This window comes from Salinicoccus roseus, from assembly GCF_003814515.1.
Lineage (GTDB): Bacteria > Bacillota > Bacilli > Staphylococcales > Salinicoccaceae > Salinicoccus > Salinicoccus roseus.
Map to the genome: position 1 here is coordinate 1,138,104 of NZ_RKQJ01000001.1, position 19,237 is coordinate 1,157,340.

A 19,237-nucleotide genomic window follows, 5' to 3' on the forward strand; every position below is an offset into this window, starting at 1 on the left:
GGAGCAGATGATATGCAGTTGATCGCAGACAGCTGTTCAGATATCTCCGTGGAGGAACTGGACAGGATGGAGATAGAAATGATTCCACTGAAGATTACGATTGATGACAAGGACTACCTGGACCAGTTCGACATTTCAAGTACGGAGGTGCTCGATGCCATTTCAGAAGGCAAACGTCCATTGACGAGCCAGGCGAACCCTGAGGATTTCACCAAGGTCTTCCAGAAATACGTGGAACGCGGGGAACCTGTACTCTACATCGCCTTCTCGAGCGAACTCTCGGGCACATACCAGAGTGCCGTAATCGCAAAGGATACGATTCTGGATGACCACCCTGATGCGGACATCACCATCATCGATACGAAGGCTGCAAGCTATGGCCTCGGACTGATTGTGGAGCGTGCCCATGGCTATGTGGAATCAGGATTGTCCAAAGATGAGGTTATTGCCAAAGTCGAAAAGGATGTCAAGGACATCCGCCACTTCTTCACAGTCGACGATCTCGACTATCTGGCAAAGGGGGGACGTCTGTCGAAAGGACAGGCATTCCTCGGCGGCCTGCTCAACATCAAGCCGCTGCTCCATGTTGAAGAGGGGAAACTCGTCCCGCTCGAGAAGCACCGTGGCACCAAGAAGGTGCACAGCAGCATGGTCAAGCACCTGATCGCCGACAATGTCACCCGTGAGGTGCATATCACCCAGGCCAATGCGGAAGCGCAGGCGGAGCAGCTGAAGCAGAAGATACTGGACGGTACCACCATCACTGACGTCAGGATCAGTACAATAGGGCCGACGATCAGCAGTCATACGGGCAATGGCACGGTAGCAATGTTCTATTTCAATGAAGGGGTGTAGGCATGGGAAAGGTTATTATTGTAGGCGGCGTGGCCGGAGGCGCCACGACAGCCGCACAGCTCAGAAGGATCGATCCGGAAATCGACATCACCATCTATGAGAAGGGCCGCGACATCAGCTACGGCAACTGCGGCCTGCCCTATCACATCGGCGGAGAAGTCGAAGAGCGCGACCAGCTGGTCGCGGCGACACCCGAAAGTTTTGCGGAACGCGATGTCACCGTCGAAATATTCCATGAGGTGACGGCAGTCGATCCGGATAACAGGACGGTACAGGTGAAGGATATCAGAAATGACCGCACGTTCGATGCAGCGTACGACTACCTGATCCTCTCCCCCGGTGGTTCCCCGCGCCTCATTCCAGCACTGCTTGATGTGCCCCAGGCATTCGTCCTCCATTCCCTGGAGCACCTGGATGAAATCAAGGCCCACATCGAAGAGAAGAACATCACGCGTGCCGTCGTCGTCGGTGCCGGGTACATCGGCCTTGAGATGGCTGAGAACCTTGTCCACCGAGGCATCGAGGTGACGCTTGTGCACCGGGACACGGAAATCTATCGGCCGCTCGAGTCCGATATGAGCGATTTCTTCATGGAGGAGCTCAAATCCCGGGGAGTCGATGTGAAGCTCGATACGGAAATTGTGGAGGTTTCAGGTGATACTGCGACCCTCTCAAACGGTGAAAAGATCGAGGCTCCGATGATCATCGCAGGCATCGGCATCACACCGCGCACTGATTTCCTTGAAGGATCAGGCATCATATTGAATGATGAAGGCTATATCTGCACAGATAAGCATGGCTGCACCAACAAGGAAGGGGTATATGCCGTCGGGGATGCGATCGAAACGAACTACCATCACGTGGACCGTCCGGTCCATGTGGCACTCGCATGGGGTGCCCACAGGATGGCATATGTCATCAGCAACCAGATCAGCGGTGACAGTTCCGTCTGCTTCGAGGGGCTGCTCGGCACCAACATCATCCGCTTCTTCGACTACGATATCGCTACGCTCGGCCTGACCGAGCCGGAGCTTGCGGACTATCCGCACTTTGTTGTGGACCATAGGCAGAAGAACAAGGCCGGGTACATGTCGGACAGTGTACCGATCCATGTCCGCGCCTATGTGGGCAAGGATGACGGCAAGATACTGCGTGCAGTCGTCGTCGGTACCGAAGGCGTCGACAAGCGCATCGACATCCTGTCGGCCCATATCCGCCTCGGCGGGACCGCCATGGACCTTGCCAACATCGAAGTCGCCTACTCCCCGCCATACTCAAGCCCGAAAAGCGTGCTCAACATGATCGGATATAAGGCGATAGAGAAAATGAAGAAAATACATGAATAAAATATAACCCCCTCCAGCCGGAGGGGGTTATATTATTAATAACGAATTATTCCCCGCTTCTTCTTCCTCTTCTCGCAACAATCCAGATGAAGATTCCGAACCCGCCGAAGATGAGGAGCCCGGCGTATATATAGCCGTTGTTGAATCCTCTTTCTTCGATTACGGCATAGAGTTCCGTCTCTTCGCGGTCAAGCACTGCCAGGAAGGCATCATCCTCCATGTCGCTGCTGCGCAGAAGGTCACCGATCAGGAGCCCGCTCAGCATCTTTCCTTCATCCTGGGACTCGATCGGGATTTCGGCATTTTCCGTAACCGACGTGTCGTTCAGATTCAGTATGAAATCAACATCGGAAGTATAGTATCTCTGGACATAATGTCCATCTTCGTTCTTCAGTATCTCCCTTTCCCCTTCAAACATGTTCGGGTGCTGCGACAGCACGTTATTGAGCGACTCGATGTAGTCCACGACCTCCTGGTCGGTCCAGAGGTCCATCTGACGGTGAACGTGCGGTATGTCGTCCCCATTCAGTGCGACTTCCGTTCCGTATTGGAAGGCGATCGGCCCCGGATATGCATACAGATAAGCCGTGAGCTGGCTGATGCGGGTGCCGGGGAACATGTTCTCTTCCACCGCAGACTTTGTGAAGCGTTCGCTGAACCAATGGTCGGCAAGCAAAAGTGTGCCGTCGGTCGGATGTTCGGGAATCTCCCGGTCCGTCGTACTGAATGATTCAGTCAGCTGATTGGTTATGGCAGGGTCGTTCACATGGTCGAACCCTTCTGCAGACATCCCCTCCCCGGGGATGATGCCGTAGGTCGTCACGCCTTCAGGCATGAAGGTTTCGGCATCGATGCCATCCTGCACGAGGGTCATGCTGACTCCATCGACATCATATTCGTCGACGAACGCCTGGGCCATCTCCTTGTACCGCGTCTGGTTGTCCGCATTGGTGAAGTCTATGAATTCGGCGTCGATCATATCATAATAGCTCTGCTGGAGTGCATTCAGCTCGGGATCTTCAAGTGCCGTGTAGCCATCGGCCATTGTGGCCGGCATATCGACGACGACTTCCATATCCCGTCCATGTGCGGCATCGATCAGGTCGCGGAATGCTTCAGCGCCGCCGAAAGCCGCTTCGACCTCTCCATAGGCTTCGACATCATAGCCGAGGTAATCTTCATCCGCCTTGTCGAATACCGGGGACAGCATCAGCGTATCGAAGCCCATCTTTTCTATGTAGTCCAGATTGTTTTGGATACCCTCGAAGTCGCCGCCAAACGGCAGCGGTGCGTCTTCATCGTCTGTGACGCTGATGTCATTCCCTGAATCGGCATTCAGGAAACGGTCGACGACGATCGTATAGATCCGTGCTTCATCGGCCTCCTGGGCCGCCACTTCGCCGTTCGACATGGATATGCCCATGAGCAGAACCGCCATATATATCATTATTCTCTTCATTGCTATCCTACCTTCTATTTTTATACTGCAAGTATACTAGATAAAATTTGAAAAAAGCACCATGTCAATAAACGTTCACAAATTTGCATGAAAAAAGGCACCCTGTAGAAGAGTGCCTGGCCCAGTCCCGCCTACGCGAACAATGCGCTCAACGGACCAGCCGGTAGATAGATTCCAAGGGCAATCGTCACGATCAGGAATATGACCAGCGCGATGACGAGATTGCGTCCCGTCCCCTTTTTGCGCTGCTTGATCAGTGCCATCTCCATCAGGCCGATCGTGATGAGACCCGCAAGGAATTTGAGCCCGTACATCATCTGGTCGCCGCTGCTGAAGTCGAGGAACAGCATGAGGCCAGTGAACAGGATGATCAGGTAGATCAGCCTCAGGACCATATGCAGTGCTTTTGAATACTTGGATTCGCCATCCGGACTGTCGATCGAATTATACGTGATGATGAACAGTATGATCGCCAGTACGAGCGCTGTCAGGTGCAAGTGTATCATTTAATCTTCCTTTCAAATATGAATCAAGAATATCTTATCATATTTCAGGAAGGATTACCCATCAATATATGTCGTCAATGTACCGATGCCATTGACGGATATGCGCACCTCATCGCCGGGCTGCAGGAACTTCGGCGGATTCATGCCGGCACCGACACCGCCCGGTGTTCCCGTAGCGATGATGTCACCCGGCTCAAGGGTCACATACTTGGAGACTTCAGCAATCAGTTCGTCGAGCTTCAATACCATCTCGCGCGTGCTGCCATCCTGTCTGATCTCACCGTTCACCTTGGTTACGATCGATGTCTGCTCGGGATTCGGGAGTTCATCCTTCGTGACGATGAACGGCCCCATCGGGCAGCCGCCCTTCAGGCTTTTGGAAAGGAATGCCTGGTGATGTTCCTTCTGCAGGTCACGGGCAGTGATATCGTTGATGATCGTATAGCCGTAGATGTGATCCAGTGCCATGGAACTCTGGATCTTCTCGGCGCGCTTGCCGATGACGACGCCAAGTTCCCCTTCGTAGTCCAGTTCGCTGGTGATGTCCTGATGATTTGGAATCGTGGCCTCATCTCCGACCAGGCTAGTCGCCGCCTTTGTGAAGACATAGAGGCTCTGCACTTCGTTGTTCATCTCTTCGGCATGCTTCCTGTAGTTCCGTCCGAAGGCGATCACGTTGTTCGGCGGCGTGACGGGTGCACGGAAAGTGATTTCATTGAACGGCGCCTTGTACTGGTCTGCATCTCCCGACTCCTGTGCCTTTTCCACTAATTTTCGGACATGTTCCTGGAAATCCAGCGTGTGGTATCTAGAAATGCCTTCAAGCAGGGTTTTAGGATAATCCGCTTCATCTCCGAACGCTTCGAACAGCTTCGGAAGGATCCAGGCACTCTCCTCACGCTTTACTTTGACGCCGTAATACGTATGATTCCCATAATCAAATGTTAAAAATTTCATGGAATACGCTCCTTATGTGTGTATTTACTTCATTATAACAGACAATGGCTATCTGTTGATTCCATTTTCAGAATTATGCGTAAATAAATCCTCGATGCTTCTGATACGGTAACGGTGCATCACGGTTGCAAGGACCATCAGGAAAACCAGAATGATGAGGACGGTCCAAATCATGGCTGCAATCTCCATTTCCCCATACATTCCCGCGCCTATGCCGTAGAAGATCATCATGAAGACGACATTCGACAGGATGTAGAGCGTCAGGAAATATCTGCCCATCCGCCTGAACACTTCCAATACGGAAGACGGCACGATGGTGGTGAGGTACATCATCAGCAAGAAATAACCGAGGGCGAGCACCGGCCCGCCGAAGTTCTCCGCCAACAGGCGGCCGCTGTAGCTGCCGAGGGTCAGCACCTGGATCATCTTGATTGCCATGCCTCCGCCTGCAAGTACGATGAAGAGGATGATGTGCATCACCGGATTCGAGCGGATGAAACGGACGATATCGAGTCTGCCGAGGCTCATGCCGACGAGCAGCCAGGGCAGCACGGTGAACAGCAGCCCATAGAGCGTGCTGATTACATTCCTCGAGAACAGTTCAATGTTCAGTGCGATGATGGCGAAGTAGTCCGTACTCCTGAAGACACTGGTGAATTCCTGGACATCCTGCATCGCCGTATATATGATGTCCGTCGGGGAGCCGACGCTCGCAAAGAAGCCGACGAGCACATTGGCCGTCAGATGGAAGAAGAACAGCAGCAGTGCCGCCAGGAGGGACACCGCCCAGTGCGCCTTCAGGAAGAGCAGTGCCACCAATGCCATCAGTACGAGGCCGGGCAGGAAATCAAACGCGAATATGAAGAATGTCTGTACGATGCCGAGCGCCAGAACGAAAGCTGCCACTTTGGCGAGATTGCCGATCCCGTAATGCCTGAAGGCATTGATGAGATAGCCTGTGGCCAGGGCCACGAGCGGTACGATGGCGCCGCCGATGAAGATGTCCAGCACCTGGAAGGTGCTCAAATTGCTGCCGCTCAAGTATTCATATGGGTTCAAAGCTTCATAGGGCATCATGAAAAAGAGGCCGTTCATCAGCAGTATGCCGAGGAACGCAAGCCCTAGGATGATGCTTGAACGTGTGCTGTCAGTCATCAAATTTAATCGCTCCATAATCAAAGAAATATAGGTATACCGTAACATCTTTTCTGAGTGCCTGCATTATCGAGCGACTGTATATGTCCATCTGTGTCCGGTATCTTTCCACGAGATCGGCTTCAGTCAGACCCGTATGCGCCACCCGGTCCGTCTTGTAGTCGATGATGACGAAATCATCCTCCATCTCAAGGAGTGCATCGATGATCCCCTGCACCATCTGCCGGTCGAAGCCGGAATAGCCGATGGCCTGCTGGTTCATGATGAATGGAATCTCCGTATGGATCGACTGCTGGTCTGCAAGCAGCTGACGCATCGTTTCATCTTCCAGGAACCGGTGGATGTTCTGGATCATCTGGGTCTGGTGTGCCTGCGTGATCAGCGGATCGTCGGCCGTCTGTTCCAGGATCATCCGTTCGATGAAGGCCGCCTGCGCTTCTGCATCCAGTGTGCGGAGCGCATCATAGCGGTTGAGCAGATGCATCATCATCTGGTGCATCATCATCCCGAACACCGGCGCATCGAGCGATTCGTTGCGGAAGTTCGGAGCACGGAAGTTCGGTGTCCGGTCGTGCCGGATTACGGCACTGTCATCCGGCGGCGTTTCATTGCGCCGTTTGATCTCCGTCACGGATTCCTTATATACGGTTTCCGTCGCCTCCCTGTACGGATACCGGTGGAGGATGCGGTCCTTCAGCAGCTGGTCCCCCCTGACCTTCAGGCCCTCCAGCGCTTCGAGGGATGTATATTCGACCGCCTGGGGTTCCGCCTCCACCTCTTCAATGGTGTGCACTTCAAGTGCATCCATGGGCGTATTGATGAGGACTGGGGCAAGCAGATCCTGTATGCTCCGGATGGAGAGCCTGTCGTCCGCATGGACCATACCGCCTCCATAGCTGTACTTCTCCGTCCGCTCACGCTTGTAGACGAGGGGGATGATCAACTGGTCGATGGCACGCGTCAACGCCACATAGACGAGGCGCATCTCCTCGCTGATCCGTTCCTGCTGGATCATCTGTTTGACGACCTGGGCATGGATGCTCGGCAGGAGCACCTGCTGCTCCGGCATGAAGCGTTTGAAGGCGATGCCCCCATCAGGGTGGATGGTCACCTTCTTCGTGACATCCATCATGTTCAGCTGCCTGTGCAGGCCGGCATATATGACATGGTTGAATTCGAGTCCCTTGGATGCGTGGATGGTCATGACACGGAGCGTATCCGCATCATCGGAGACCGTATTCTCCTCGCCGAAATCCTGGCCGTCCTGGATCATGCGCCCGATGTAGGTGATGAATTCGTAGAGGGAGAGGTGGGACATCTTCTCGAAATCCATCGCCTTCTCCACAAAGCCATTCAGATTGGCACGGCGTGTGAGGCCGCCCTTGAGTCCTGCGAAATACTCCAGGATATTGAGTTCAAGGTAGATTTCATCGATCAGCTCCGGCACACTCATGTACCTTGCATAGTCCTGCAGCGTCCGGAGCGTATCCAGGAACTCCTCGATCTTCTTCATCACGAGTGCCGGACCCTCGTAGCCGACAAGGGCCTCATACATATATTCACAGTCGGAATCGGCCCGTATGCGTGCGATGTCATTCTCCGAGAAGTCGAACATCGGCAGGCGCATGACGCCGACCAGATGGTCATCCTGCAGCGGATTGTCGACGATGGACAGGATGCTGATCATCGTGCGGATCTCAAGGGTGTCGAGATAGCCCGACCGGTTGTTGACGAACACCGGCAGTTCCGCTTCCGACAGCAGTTTACGGTAGGCTTCATTATCCCTCGTGTTCCGTGTCAGGATGACGATGTCCCGGTAGTCCGCCCCTGCTTTCCTGAGGCGCTTCACCACCTGGACGATGTGGAGTATCTCCGCATCCTCCCCCTTGCCTTCCGCATCTTCGATGATGTGGCACTCCGAGGCGAGCGGCGGGGCATCCAGATAATTCCCCTGGACGAGGCGGTGGGTTTCATCATACTCCACTTCCCCGACTTCCCTGTCCATGATGCGCTCGAAGACTGCATTCGTCAGATCGATCACTTCGCCGCGGGAGCGGAAGTTGTGGTTCAGGCTGATGACCCGGCCGCTGCCGGGCTCACGGAAGCGTTCGGACTTTTCGATGAAGAGTGACGGATCAGCCTGTCTGAATTTATAGATGGACTGTTTGACATCCCCCACCATGAACAGGTTGCCCGTCGCCTCATCCCCGCTTTTCAGGGCCTGGATGATAGCCTCCTGGACACGGTTGATGTCCTGGTATTCATCGATCATGACCTCCTTGAACCGGCTCTGGTACATGGAGCGGACCGCTCCGTCGGATGCATTCAGGATGGCCAGCGCATAATGCTCATAGTCGGAGAAATCCATTTCATTGCGGGTACGCTTCTGTCTGCGGAAGCGTTCGATCACTTCCAGCACAATGCGGACCAGGGTGTTGCTGTAGCCGTTCAGCGGGCCGAGTTCATCCTTCACACGGTCGAGCGTATAGACCGGAGCATCCCTGATTTCCGCATACCGCTTCTTCACACGGTTCTGCACTGCAAGCAGCTGCGCTTTGGCATCCGGGTCTTCGATGTTTTTGATGAATGCAGAGCGGCCATCTTTGAGGCCGAACGCCGGCAGTTCCACCGGCCGGCCTTCCCGGTTCTCCTCCATCGCACCCATGACCGTGCGGCCGAGCCCCTCGAGGGCATCGAAGGCATCACGCACCTGCGTTTCCTTGATCGATTCGTGCGTCACCACATGATAATGCTGGCGCAGCTGGTCGACATCGGCCATCAGGGCGTCGAGCTTCAGTTTGATGTTGTGGTTGTGCGCATCCAGGATGTCCTGCAGGTGCGCTTCATTCAGATACTGGTCGATGTTCCCCTCCAGATAGCCTTCCGGGTCGGGGCTCGCCACAGCGGTATAGTAAAGGTCGCGGATCGTATTCAGCAGCCCATCGTTGCTCTTGTCGGTCGACAGCATCATCGACAGCGTGTTGAAATCCTCTCCTCCTTCATCGTAGTAGGATTCGAGTACGTTCGATATCACCTGGTCCAGGCGGATCTTCATCTCGACATCCCCGAGCGTCCGCATATCCGGGGACAGGCCGATCGTATTGTAGTGCATCTGTATGAGGTGCAGGCAGAAGCTGTGGAGTGTGGATATGTGCGCCTCCTTCAGCTTGAGCATCTCGGTGTAGATGGCCGGGTCGCGCTTCTCCCCATACGCCTGGCGCAATGCCTTCTCTATCTTGTCCTTCATGTCCCGTGCACTCATGTTGGTGAAGGTGGCGACGAACACTTCGTCGATGCTGTAGCGGCCACCGAGGATCTTGCGGATGATCCGTTCGACCAGGACGGTCGTCTTGCCGCTGCCGGCCGCTGCGGCCACCAGCACGTCCGATCCTTCATATTCAATCGCTTCAAGCTGTTTATCTGTCCACTGGACCATCAATGGATACCTCACTTTCAAATAGGCTGACTGCTTCCTCATCCAATTCGTTCTTCCTTATATCCCGGCGGTTCATCAGCGCATCGATGTGGCATGCGGACTTGAAGTCGCACATCTCACATGCAAGCCGGGTGTTCCCCGCGTCCATCGCCATCGGTGACGCGAGCACTTCCCCGCCGTATATCTCATCCGTTGCATTCCTGTACATGTCCATGATGTGGTCGGCGTAATGCCGGAAGAGCTCCGGACTGAAGTACTTGCCCTTCGTCCGGGCATTGATCTTGCCGTTCTTCGATACGGAGATCGGGAGATATCTGTTGTATTCCTTGAAATCGTCGAGGTCCGCAAGCATGCCGCTGATGCCGACAGATGTCTCATCGAGCTGCGCATCATATTCCGCGTGCTCGTTGATGAATACGCCGTCCGGACGCATGCGCTTCTTGTGCTCGGCTTCCGCCGCCTCCAGCGCCGCCTCGTCATCAAGTGACAGGAGCGGATCCCTGACCGGGAAGAAGAGCATGCTGTTCGGCATGATCTTCTCCTTGCCGAAGTGTTCCCTCCCCTGGTCCATCAGCACATGCATGTAGGTCATCATCTGCAGCTCGAGTCCGTTCAGTACGCCTTCACGCGAGATGCTCCGTGTGCTCGACTTGTAGTCGATGAGGTTGACGTAGGCGCCGTCCTTCGTCTCATACATGTCGACGCGGTCGATCTTTCCGCGCAGGTGGATCTTGTAGCCATCATTGCTCGTCAGCGTGACCTCCTCCATCGGACTGTCCCTGAAGCCGAATGACAGCTCGACATCGGCAATCCTGTAGTGGCCGAGCGATTCGATGTCCTTCATGAAGAGGAGCAGTTTGATGATCGCATCGCGGGCCCTTGATTTCAGGGATTTATAGTATCCGGTATGTTCGAATATGCCGAACTGGATCGCCTGTGAAAACCGTTCGATGGAGTCCGCCACCTGTTCGCGGACCTTCTCCTCCGGATGACGCAGCGTATAGTCGAGCGACTTGACGACATCATAGAGCACCTCGTGATACAGGTTGCCGAGTTCGATCGGCGCCACCTGATAGGGCTTCCGCACCTTGAGCTTCAGGCCGTATCGGCTGAAATGCTGGAATGGGCATCTGAAGAATGATTCGAACCGTGAAACGCTGGCATTCATCTCGGGGGTATAGAGCGCCTCCGCCGTCTCGCGCGTCAGGGGCTCCGCCCGGTTGTCATACGTCAGGTTGCGCTTGAGGCGCGGGTACACATCGTGCCAGCGCTCCTTCATCAGTATATGATATGCCTCGACCCATCCCCTGTATTCCGGGAGCTCGAGGAATGCTTCCGGCGACCCGACGGGTGCCGTCATCATCTCACGCACTTTCAGGTGCAGGAGCGGTTCCATGCTTTCTATCGATGTGATCAGACGGGACGGATTGAAGCGGTCGTATTCCGATGTCCGCCTGTATTCATAATTTTTCACGCGTGTCTCCCCAGGCAGGAGCTCTTCGAGGAACGGGCTGATCTTCGTCGCTTCGCCGGACGGCAGTGTGCCCGCCCAGCTGAGGTATAGCCCCTCCGTCGCACGGGTCACACCAAGATAGAAGACGAAGCGCTCATCCTGGGCAAGGGTTCTGGAACTTGGGGAGAGCTCGATGTCCGCATGCTCGAACACCGTCTTCTCCTCATCGGAGATGATTTCCGTATTGCGGCTCTCCCGCGGCATGACGTCCCGGTTCAGGCCGATGATGAAGATGTATTTCTTGTTCTCCACCTTCGACAGGTCGAGGGAACCGACCATCACCTGGTCGATCGTCGATGGCAGCAGGCTGAACTCCGCATTCTTCAGACCGTCGATGAAAGTCTCGTAGAAGAGGGTGAATGGCACCTCTTCATCATCAAACACCGTATAGGCATCATCCAGCAGCCGGATGAACATGTTGTAGGCCTGTTCAGTCTCATCCCGCACCTGTATTTCGTTCCTTTCATCGAGTGCCTGCATCTCTTCGGCGAGCACATCGATGATCCCCTCATCCACGATGAAGTCATAGATGGTATTGATGTAGTCGCGCACTGTGCCTTCCTTCCTGAATTCCCTGAAGACCTTCTCGAGCTTTTCGAGCACTTCATTCTTGAAATCGATCATCCCGGCGTACGCATCGCTTTTGTCCACCCGCCTGATGCCTTCATCCGTCACTTCCGTATAATAGCGGAACTGTTCGTCATCGAACAGGGAGGCGCCACTCAGGCCGCGCTCCAGCACGAAGTTCTCGAGCTGATCGATGTAGTGCCGCTTTGATGCTTCGCACAAGTATCCCGTCTTCAGCACATTCATGAATGCGCCGAACTCATAGTTCCGCATGTAGCACTCCAGGAGGCTCATGATGAACTGGATGAAGGGATGGGAGTGCATGGGCACTTTCTGGTCGATATGATAGGAGATGCCGTACCGGCGGAAGACCGATTGGAGCACGGGTTCATAGTTCGCGTCCCGGTAGAGTACACCGACATCGGTATAGTGGGCCTTCCCGTCGAAGACGAGCGACTCGATCTCCCTGGCCACATCATTGACTTCCTCAAGGACGTTCGGCGCCTCGGTGAATACGACCCCGTCATAGTCGTAGATCGACTCGTTCCGGTCGAAGTACCGTTCGACCTGGATGAGCCCATTCCTGCTGGAGCGTCTGAAGTCCTCCCCGAAATGCTCGAAGGACAGCCTGTGGTCGCCCATATGGTAGCGCAGACGTTCAATGACGGAATCCGTCTTCCGGAACAGCTGCTTGTTCGTCCCCTGATGGGTCAGCAGCAGGTTGATTTCCCGGACCCGTGTCTCAAGCGCCTGGATCAGCGCAAACTCGCTCTCCGTGAAGTTGTGGAACCCATCGATGTAGATGACGGCGTCCTCGAGCGAGCGGATCGGTGTATCCGAATACAGGAGATCGATGAACTGGTCAGCCAGATTGATGTCCTCGATCTGGAGTTCCGTGATGCGCTTTTCCCAATTGCGGTAGATGATCTCGAGATCATGCATCTTGTCCCGGACGCGGCCGGACGGGGTCTCGATGCGCCCGAAATCATCAGGTGAAACACGGTAGGCACGGAATTCACTCAGCATATCCAGCACCTTGCCGGAAAATTTTATGTACTGTGCGCTGTCGCGATAGAATTCGAATTCCGATTTCATTTCATTCATCATCTTGTGCAGCAGCATGATGTGGCCGCTCTCGGACAGTGCATCCCGTGTCGAATGCCCCGTCTCATTGAAGATGTGCCACATCAATCGCGAGAAGCTGAACACCGCAGTACGCAGACTCCCGACACTTGGGTTCTCCCCCGTCGGGTTGGTGATGATGTTCTCATAGCGTAATGTATTCTGGGTAGGGGTGACGATATAGATGCTCGAACCGAGCGGTGCTTCACTTGTGATGGCATCTATCTCATCGAACATGCGCTGTGTCTTTCCGGTTCCGCTGATTCCTGTCCAGATGTTGATTCCCATGTATTTCCTCCTTATGAGTAGACAAAAGACACCCCAAGGGGTGCCTTTCTAATCAAAATTTACTGCAATCCTATTGAATGGCCAGAACCTGAGCTGTACCTCACCGATGATCTGGGATTCATCGACGGTGCCGAAATCGCGGCTGTCGCGGCTCAGCGGCCTGTTGTCCCCGAGTACGAGGTACTGCCCTTCCGGTATGGTCTCCCCTTCGACCCCAAGGTCCTGGAGCGTAAAGTTATCCATGTACGAATCGGTCCTGTGCACAACGTAGTCCTCTTCCAATGGCTCACCGTTCACAAAGACCTGCTTGTCCTCCATCGTCACCGTATCCCCCGGCGTACCGATGACGCGCTTGACGTAGGCAGGCCCCGCCTCCGAATTGAAGACGACGACATCGCCCGTTTCATATTCCCCAAAATTGTCCATGAGCTTGTTAACGACCACCCTGTCCTCATCTTCGAAGGTCGGGTCCATACTGAGCCCGTCCACTGTATAGGAGACGAAAAGGAATGACCGGATGAGGACGATGAGCACGACGGCAATCAGGATCGCAACAAGCCATTCACCTATTTCCTTCTTCACTCGACTTCACCTCTATTTCTCTAATTTGCGGTTTATATATTTCTGGTACCATTTCGAAAAGAAATAGAGTACCACAAGGAAAATGATTGACACTGTCAACTGCAGCGGTGAAGTGAAGAATGAAGTGATGTCATATCCGACGACCGACATCAGCAGGATCATAATCGCTTTTGCTGCAATCAATATGGATAAGTATACGGTCTTTTTCATGTTGGATAAAGCCGCGATGACATTGACCGCAAAACTCGGCGTAAACGGCAGGGACAGCAATATCAGCAGGAAGGAGAAACCCTTCGTGTCGATGAAGTGCAGCATCCTCCCAAGCCGTTCATGCTTCTCGATGTATCTTTGGGCCGGCTTCCTGAAGAGGTATCGGACGAGCAGGAACACAAGGTAGCTTCCGATCACCGTGCCCGAGTAGCTCGCCACGAAACCCAATAAGAATCCATATGAATTGATGTTGATGATGACGATGGCGAACAGGGGAAGGAAGGCAAACAACGACTCGGCCATCGCAAGCAGGAAGCCCACGATGAGGCCAAGCGCCTCCACCTCTGCAAACAGGGACTCCATCCCTTCCCGGGTGGTCAATTTTTCAAACAGCTTTTCCAATTCCACACACATAACCTCGCACATTTAATAAAGGCTATATTACAGTGTAATATAGCCTGACTATCCTTCAATTATATAATTTTTATCCGAGTCTGTCATTCAATTGTTTTCTGAGGTCCTCAAATCCTGATTTTCCGAGCAGGGCGAACATGTTCTGCTTGTACGCTTCCACACCCGGCTGGTTGAATGGATTCACACCAAGCAGGTAGCCGCTCATCGCACAGGCGATCTCAAAGAAGTAGACCATGTACCCGAATGTATAGGCATCGAGCTTCGGCACATTCACAACCATGTTCGGCACGCCGCCGTCCACATGGGCGAGCACCGTCCCCTGCATGGCCTGGTGGTTCACTTCGTCCACCGTCATGCCTTCGAGGTAGTTCAGGCCGTCGAGGTCCTGTTCCTCAGCCTCGATCACCACATCGCTATGTGGCGTCTCCACATTGATGACGGTTTCCATCAGCATGCGGCGGCCTTCCTGGATATACTGGCCGAGCGAGTGGAGGTCTGTGGTAAAGTTTGCGCTGTGCGGCAGGATGCCCTTGTTGTCCTTGCCTTCACTTTCACCGAACAGCTGCTTCCACCACTCCCCGAAGTAGGAGAGGCGCGCCTCATAGTTAATCAGCATCTCCACATCGTATCCCTTGTTGTAGAGGACATTGCGCACCACTGCATACTGGTAGGCCGGATTCTTTTCAAGCGATGCCTCAGAAAGGTCGCCCATTGCGGACCGTGCACCTTCCATCATCTTTCCGATGTCGATGCCTGCGGCTGCAATCGGCAGCAGTCCCACTGCGGTCAGGACAGAATATCTGCCGCCGACGTCATCAGGTACGACGAACATTTCATATCCCTTTTCACGTCCGAGCGTATTGAGTGCACCCTTCTCCTTGTCGGTCGTGACATAGATGCGCTCTGCCGGATTGTCGTATTTCTCCTCGAGCAGTTTCTTGAAGACGCGGAACGCTATCGCAGGTTCGGTCGTCGTGCCGGACTTGCTGATGACGTTGATTGAAAAGTCCTTATCCTTCAGATGGTTCTTGAGCTCATTCATATAATGGCTCGACAGCTGATGTCCGGCGAATACGATCTCGGGGCCGTCCTGGCCGAATGTCGGCGTCAGCATTTCAACCGCCGCCTTCGCACCGAGGTAGGATCCGCCGATACCGATGACGACGAGCACATCGGAGTCGGAACGGATCTTATCTGCAGACTGCTGGATGCGTGAGAACTCTTCCCTGTCATAATTTTCGGGAAGGTCCACCCACCCCAGGAAATCACTGCCGGCGCCTGTGCCCTTGTGGATCATTTCATGTGCACTTGAAACGAAAGGCGCCAAGCCTGACATCTCTTCTTCACTCATGAATGGTGATGCATTTGAATAATCGAATTTAATATGTGTCATAGGTATCCTCCAAATAGTTTATCCATCATCCATATTGTAGATAAAAACAGGAGGCCATTTCAATTATTTTGTCGCATTCGCTGCAATATCGCGATTTTTGGGGATGAGCGTCCTTATTTCATCCGCCTTCCCTTCGTTCAGCAGGTTGACGATGCGGCTGCCGACGATGACACCATCACAGTGTGCACCGATCTTCTCCGCCTGTTCCGCATCATTGATGCCGAAACCGGCACAGACAGGCACATCACTCGCCTGGCTGATCTTCTCAAGATGGTCGTAGAGGGAGTCGACAAAGCCTTCCCTCACACCCGTCGTGCCGTTGACCGTCACTGCATAGATGAAGCCCTCAGCACCTTCAATGACTTCCTTGATGCGGTCTTCCGAACTCGTCAGCGTGATGAAGCGGATCATCGCGATGTCATACTTTGCAAGGGGCGCGCCGAATTCACGCTCTTCCTCAAGGGGCACGTCCGGGATGATGACGCCTGAGACGCCCGCTTCATGTGCCAGTTCCGCAAAACGGTGTGCACCGAGGCGGAGCACCGGATTGGCGTAGGTCATGATTACGACAGGGATGGATACCTCGTGCCTGATCCGTGCAAGTTCGACCAGCACCTTCTCAAGTGTGACCCCCTGTGCCAGCGCGCGCTGACCGGCCGCCTGTATGGCCGGGCCGTCTGCAACGGGATCTGAAAACGGGATGCCGAGCTCCACGATCGATACACCGGATGCTTCAAGCGATTGTATCTGTCCCTTCAGATTCTGGAGGCCGCCGTCGCCCGCCATGATATACGCGATGAACGCCTTCTCGTCCTCTGCTTTCAGTGTGCCGAATGCCTTTTCCAATTCGAATTTGCTCATAGTTCCCTTCCTTCCTCTCTTGTCTTGATCTGTGCCACGTCCTTGTCTCCGCGTCCCGACAGACAGATGACCAGTGTTTCATCCGGGGACATCCCTGCCGCCATCTTCACTGCATGCGATACCGCATGGGCGCTCTCGAGCGCCGGGATGATGCCTTCGGTATGCGACAGCAGCTTGAAGGCTTCAAGCGCCTCCTCATCCGTCACATGTTCGTATTCCGCCCGTTCGATATTCTTCAGGTGGCTGTGCTCCGGTCCGATGCCCGGGTAGTCCAGTCCGGCTGAGATGGAATAGGCCTCCTGTACCTGGCCTGCTTCGTCCTGCAGGAGGTGCATCTTGGCACCATGAAGGATGCCGATGGATCCTTCATTCAATGAAGCTGCATGCTCCCCGGATGGTATGCCATGGCCTGAGGCCTCGACTCCGACGAGACGGACCCCCCTGTCATCGATGAATGGATGGAACATGCCGATCGCATTGCTCCCTCCGCCGATGCATGCCACGACCGCATCGGGCAGCCTGCCTTCCTTATCGAGCATCTGCTGCTTCGTCTCCCTGCCGATGACCGACTGCAGGTCACGCACAATCTGCGGGAACGGGTGCGGTCCCATCGCCGAACCGAGGATGTAGTGCGTATCCTCGACATTCGCCACCCAGTAGCGCAGCGCTTCGTTGACGGCATCTTTGAGCGTGCCCCTGCCCTGGTCGACGCTGACGACTTTGGCGCCGAGCAGCTCCATGCGGAAGACGTTCAGCTCCTGGCGCTTCACATCCTCCTTGCCCATGAAGACCACGCATTCCAGGTCGAGCAGTGCACATACGGTTGCTGTCGCCACGCCGTGCTGTCCAGCCCCCGTCTCGGCAACGACCTTCTTCTTGCCCATCCGTTTCGTGAGCAGCGCCTGACCGATCGTGTTGTTGATCTTATGTGCGCCCGTATGGTTCAGGTCCTCGCGCTTGAGGTAGATTTTTGCCCCGCCGGCCTTTTCCGATAAGCGCTCCGCGTAATAGAGCGGGGATTCCCTGCCGACATAGTCCTTCAAGTAGTAGTTGAGCTCCTGCTGGAATGCTTCATCGTACTGGGCAGATTTATATTCCGCCTCCAGTTCCTTGATGGCACCCATCAGTGTCTCCGGCACATACCTGCCGCCGTATTCTCCGTAGTGGCCGTTTTCATTCGGCTGAGTGTAGATCTGTTTCATTTATATGCACACCTTTCATCTGTTCAGTCAATTCGAATATTTTCTTCCTGTCTTTCACACCATCCGTCTCCACGCCGCTTGAGATGTCGACATATGCAGGTGATACGGCTTCATATGCCTGACGGACATTGCAGCTGTTGATGCCGCCTGCGAGAATGAGGCGGCTCTGGTCCACGCCCGGGTGATCGAGGGCCGACCAGTCGAATGCATGGCCCGTGCCTCCCCGGTACCTGCCCGGCGGACTGTCGATCAGTATATAGTCTGCACTGTAGCGGAACATCTCCCGGATATCCGTCTGGCGGATGGAGAAGGCCTTGATTACCGGGATATCCAGCGCTTCTGCATAGTCCCGCGATTCGTCCCCATGCAGCTGTACAAAGTCCAGGCCGACCGCCTCGTATATCCGCCTCACTTCATCGATCGGCTCATTGACGAAGACACCGGTACAGTCTATGTCCTGCCCGACGGCGCGGACTATTTCACGCGCCTCTGCCACACTGATCTTCCGGCGGCTGTCGGCGAACATCAGTCCGAGCATGTCCACACCGGCATCCACTGCCCACCGGGCCGCTTCCACCGACTGGATGCCGCAGATCTTGATCTTCATCTGCGCGGCACCTTGAGTGAACGGGTGGTCGCATCCGGCTGCTCTGCACGCATCAGCGTCTCGCCGACCAGCAGGGCGCTTGCCCCTGCGTCCCGCATGCGAACAGCATCCGCTTCGGTCTTTATGCCGCTCTCAGCGATGAAGTGCGTGGAGACATCGCCATATTTTGCAAGCAGCCTTTCGGTGTTTGCGATATCCACTTCGAATGTCTTGAGGTCCCGGTTGTTGACGCCGATGAGTTCAGGGCTTATTGCGAGCGCCCGCTCCATCTCTTCTTCCGTGTGGACTTCGACGATCGATTCCAGGCCATATGTCCCGGCGTAGTCGTACAGACGTTTAAGCGTTTCGTCATCAAGGGCCGCCACGATGAGCAGGATGACATCGGCACCGTACAGGTACGCCCGGTCAATCTGCCGCTCGTCGATGATGAAATCCTTGTTCAGCACCGGTACACCGACTGCACATTTCACCGCCTCAAGATCCCTCATAGAGCCCTTGAAGTAGTTCTTATCCGTCAATACGGAGATCGCATCCACACCGCCTGATACGTATTTTGCCGCCTGTTCTTCAGGCTTGATGCCGATGTTGATGTCCCCCTTCGAAGGGGATGCCCGCTTCACTTCTCCGATTACGGCCATCGTCTCCGAGTCTTCAAGGCGTGCCCTGAAGGATACCGGCTTCCGGCTCCGGATGATCTCCTGGGCATCCAGTGATTTTATTTCAATGCGTTTATGTGAAATGATCTCTTCAAGTATTGCCGCCAT

At 54.5% G+C, this 19,237-nt stretch carries 15 protein-coding genes; 2 read left to right on the forward strand and 13 right to left on the reverse strand.

What is annotated here, in order from left to right:
* Nucleotides 1-12: 12 nt before the first annotated feature.
* Both EDC33_RS05770 and EDC33_RS05775 read left to right on the forward strand, forming a co-directional pair.
* A complete protein-coding gene (locus tag EDC33_RS05770; RefSeq protein ID WP_040105002.1) occupies nucleotides 13-855 on the forward strand; it encodes a DegV family protein in 843 nt (280 codons plus the stop codon).
* 2 nt (nucleotides 856-857) lie between these two features.
* The gene (locus EDC33_RS05775) at nucleotides 858-2,201 is read left to right on the forward strand and encodes a CoA-disulfide reductase (protein WP_124010496.1); all 1,344 of its coding nucleotides are present in this window, start codon (nucleotides 858-860) and stop codon (nucleotides 2,199-2,201) included.
* 46 nt (nucleotides 2,202-2,247) lie between these two features.
* On the opposite strand, the gene EDC33_RS05780 is transcribed toward EDC33_RS05775, so the two are convergent.
* From EDC33_RS05780 to trpC, 13 genes are all read right to left on the reverse strand, one after another.
* Nucleotides 2,248-3,660 carry an alpha-amylase family glycosyl hydrolase gene (locus EDC33_RS05780; protein WP_124010497.1) on the reverse strand — a complete coding sequence of 471 codons (1,413 nt, stop codon included), beginning with the start codon at nucleotides 3,658-3,660 and terminating at the stop codon, nucleotides 2,248-2,250.
* Nucleotides 3,661-3,791: 131 nt separating this feature from the next.
* Nucleotides 3,792-4,166, reverse strand: coding sequence for a YisL family protein (locus tag EDC33_RS05785; RefSeq protein ID WP_040105005.1), 375 nt, complete (start codon nucleotides 4,164-4,166; stop codon nucleotides 3,792-3,794).
* A gap of 54 nt (nucleotides 4,167-4,220) precedes the next feature.
* Nucleotides 4,221-5,123, reverse strand: coding sequence for a fumarylacetoacetate hydrolase family protein (locus EDC33_RS05790; RefSeq protein ID WP_124010498.1), 903 nt, complete (start codon nucleotides 5,121-5,123; stop codon nucleotides 4,221-4,223).
* Nucleotides 5,124-5,171: 48 nt separating this feature from the next.
* On the reverse strand, nucleotides 5,172-6,278 hold the full coding sequence (locus tag EDC33_RS05795) for a DUF418 domain-containing protein (protein WP_052443630.1): 1,107 nt from the start codon (nucleotides 6,276-6,278) through the stop codon (nucleotides 5,172-5,174).
* Nucleotides 6,271-9,756: a helicase-exonuclease AddAB subunit AddA gene (addA, locus tag EDC33_RS05800; protein WP_229716613.1), complete on the reverse strand. Its 3,486-nt coding sequence runs from the start codon at nucleotides 9,754-9,756 to the stop codon at nucleotides 6,271-6,273. Before addA ends, EDC33_RS05795 begins: the two co-directional genes overlap by 8 nt.
* Nucleotides 9,695-13,204: a PD-(D/E)XK nuclease family protein gene (locus EDC33_RS05805; RefSeq protein ID WP_124010499.1), complete on the reverse strand. Its 3,510-nt coding sequence runs from the start codon at nucleotides 13,202-13,204 to the stop codon at nucleotides 9,695-9,697. The genes addA and EDC33_RS05805 overlap by 62 nt, the downstream gene beginning before the upstream one ends.
* Before the next feature lie 48 nt (nucleotides 13,205-13,252).
* The gene (gene lepB, locus EDC33_RS05810; RefSeq protein ID WP_124010500.1) at nucleotides 13,253-13,786 is read right to left on the reverse strand and encodes a signal peptidase I; all 534 of its coding nucleotides are present in this window, start codon (nucleotides 13,784-13,786) and stop codon (nucleotides 13,253-13,255) included.
* Between the two features lie 12 nt (nucleotides 13,787-13,798).
* Entirely contained in the window at nucleotides 13,799-14,410 is a 612-nt protein-coding gene (locus EDC33_RS05815) for a TVP38/TMEM64 family protein (protein WP_228311127.1), read from the reverse strand.
* A gap of 70 nt (nucleotides 14,411-14,480) precedes the next feature.
* Nucleotides 14,481-15,803, reverse strand: a complete 1,323-nt coding sequence (locus EDC33_RS05820) for a glucose-6-phosphate isomerase (protein ID WP_094906557.1) — start codon at nucleotides 15,801-15,803, stop codon at nucleotides 14,481-14,483.
* A 63-nt stretch (nucleotides 15,804-15,866) separates the two neighbouring features.
* A complete protein-coding gene (gene trpA / locus EDC33_RS05825; protein ID WP_124010501.1) occupies nucleotides 15,867-16,664 on the reverse strand; it encodes a tryptophan synthase subunit alpha in 798 nt (265 codons plus the stop codon).
* Nucleotides 16,661-17,866, reverse strand: a complete 1,206-nt coding sequence (gene trpB / locus EDC33_RS05830) for a tryptophan synthase subunit beta (RefSeq protein WP_124010502.1) — start codon at nucleotides 17,864-17,866, stop codon at nucleotides 16,661-16,663. The genes trpA and trpB overlap by 4 nt, the downstream gene beginning before the upstream one ends.
* Nucleotides 17,838-18,473 carry a phosphoribosylanthranilate isomerase gene (locus EDC33_RS05835; protein WP_124010503.1) on the reverse strand — a complete coding sequence of 212 codons (636 nt, stop codon included), beginning with the start codon at nucleotides 18,471-18,473 and terminating at the stop codon, nucleotides 17,838-17,840. The genes trpB and EDC33_RS05835 overlap by 29 nt, the downstream gene beginning before the upstream one ends.
* Nucleotides 18,470-19,237 (reverse strand): indole-3-glycerol phosphate synthase TrpC, encoded by a 768-nt coding sequence (gene trpC / locus EDC33_RS05840; protein WP_094906561.1) that lies wholly within the window; start codon nucleotides 19,235-19,237, stop codon nucleotides 18,470-18,472. The genes EDC33_RS05835 and trpC overlap by 4 nt, the downstream gene beginning before the upstream one ends.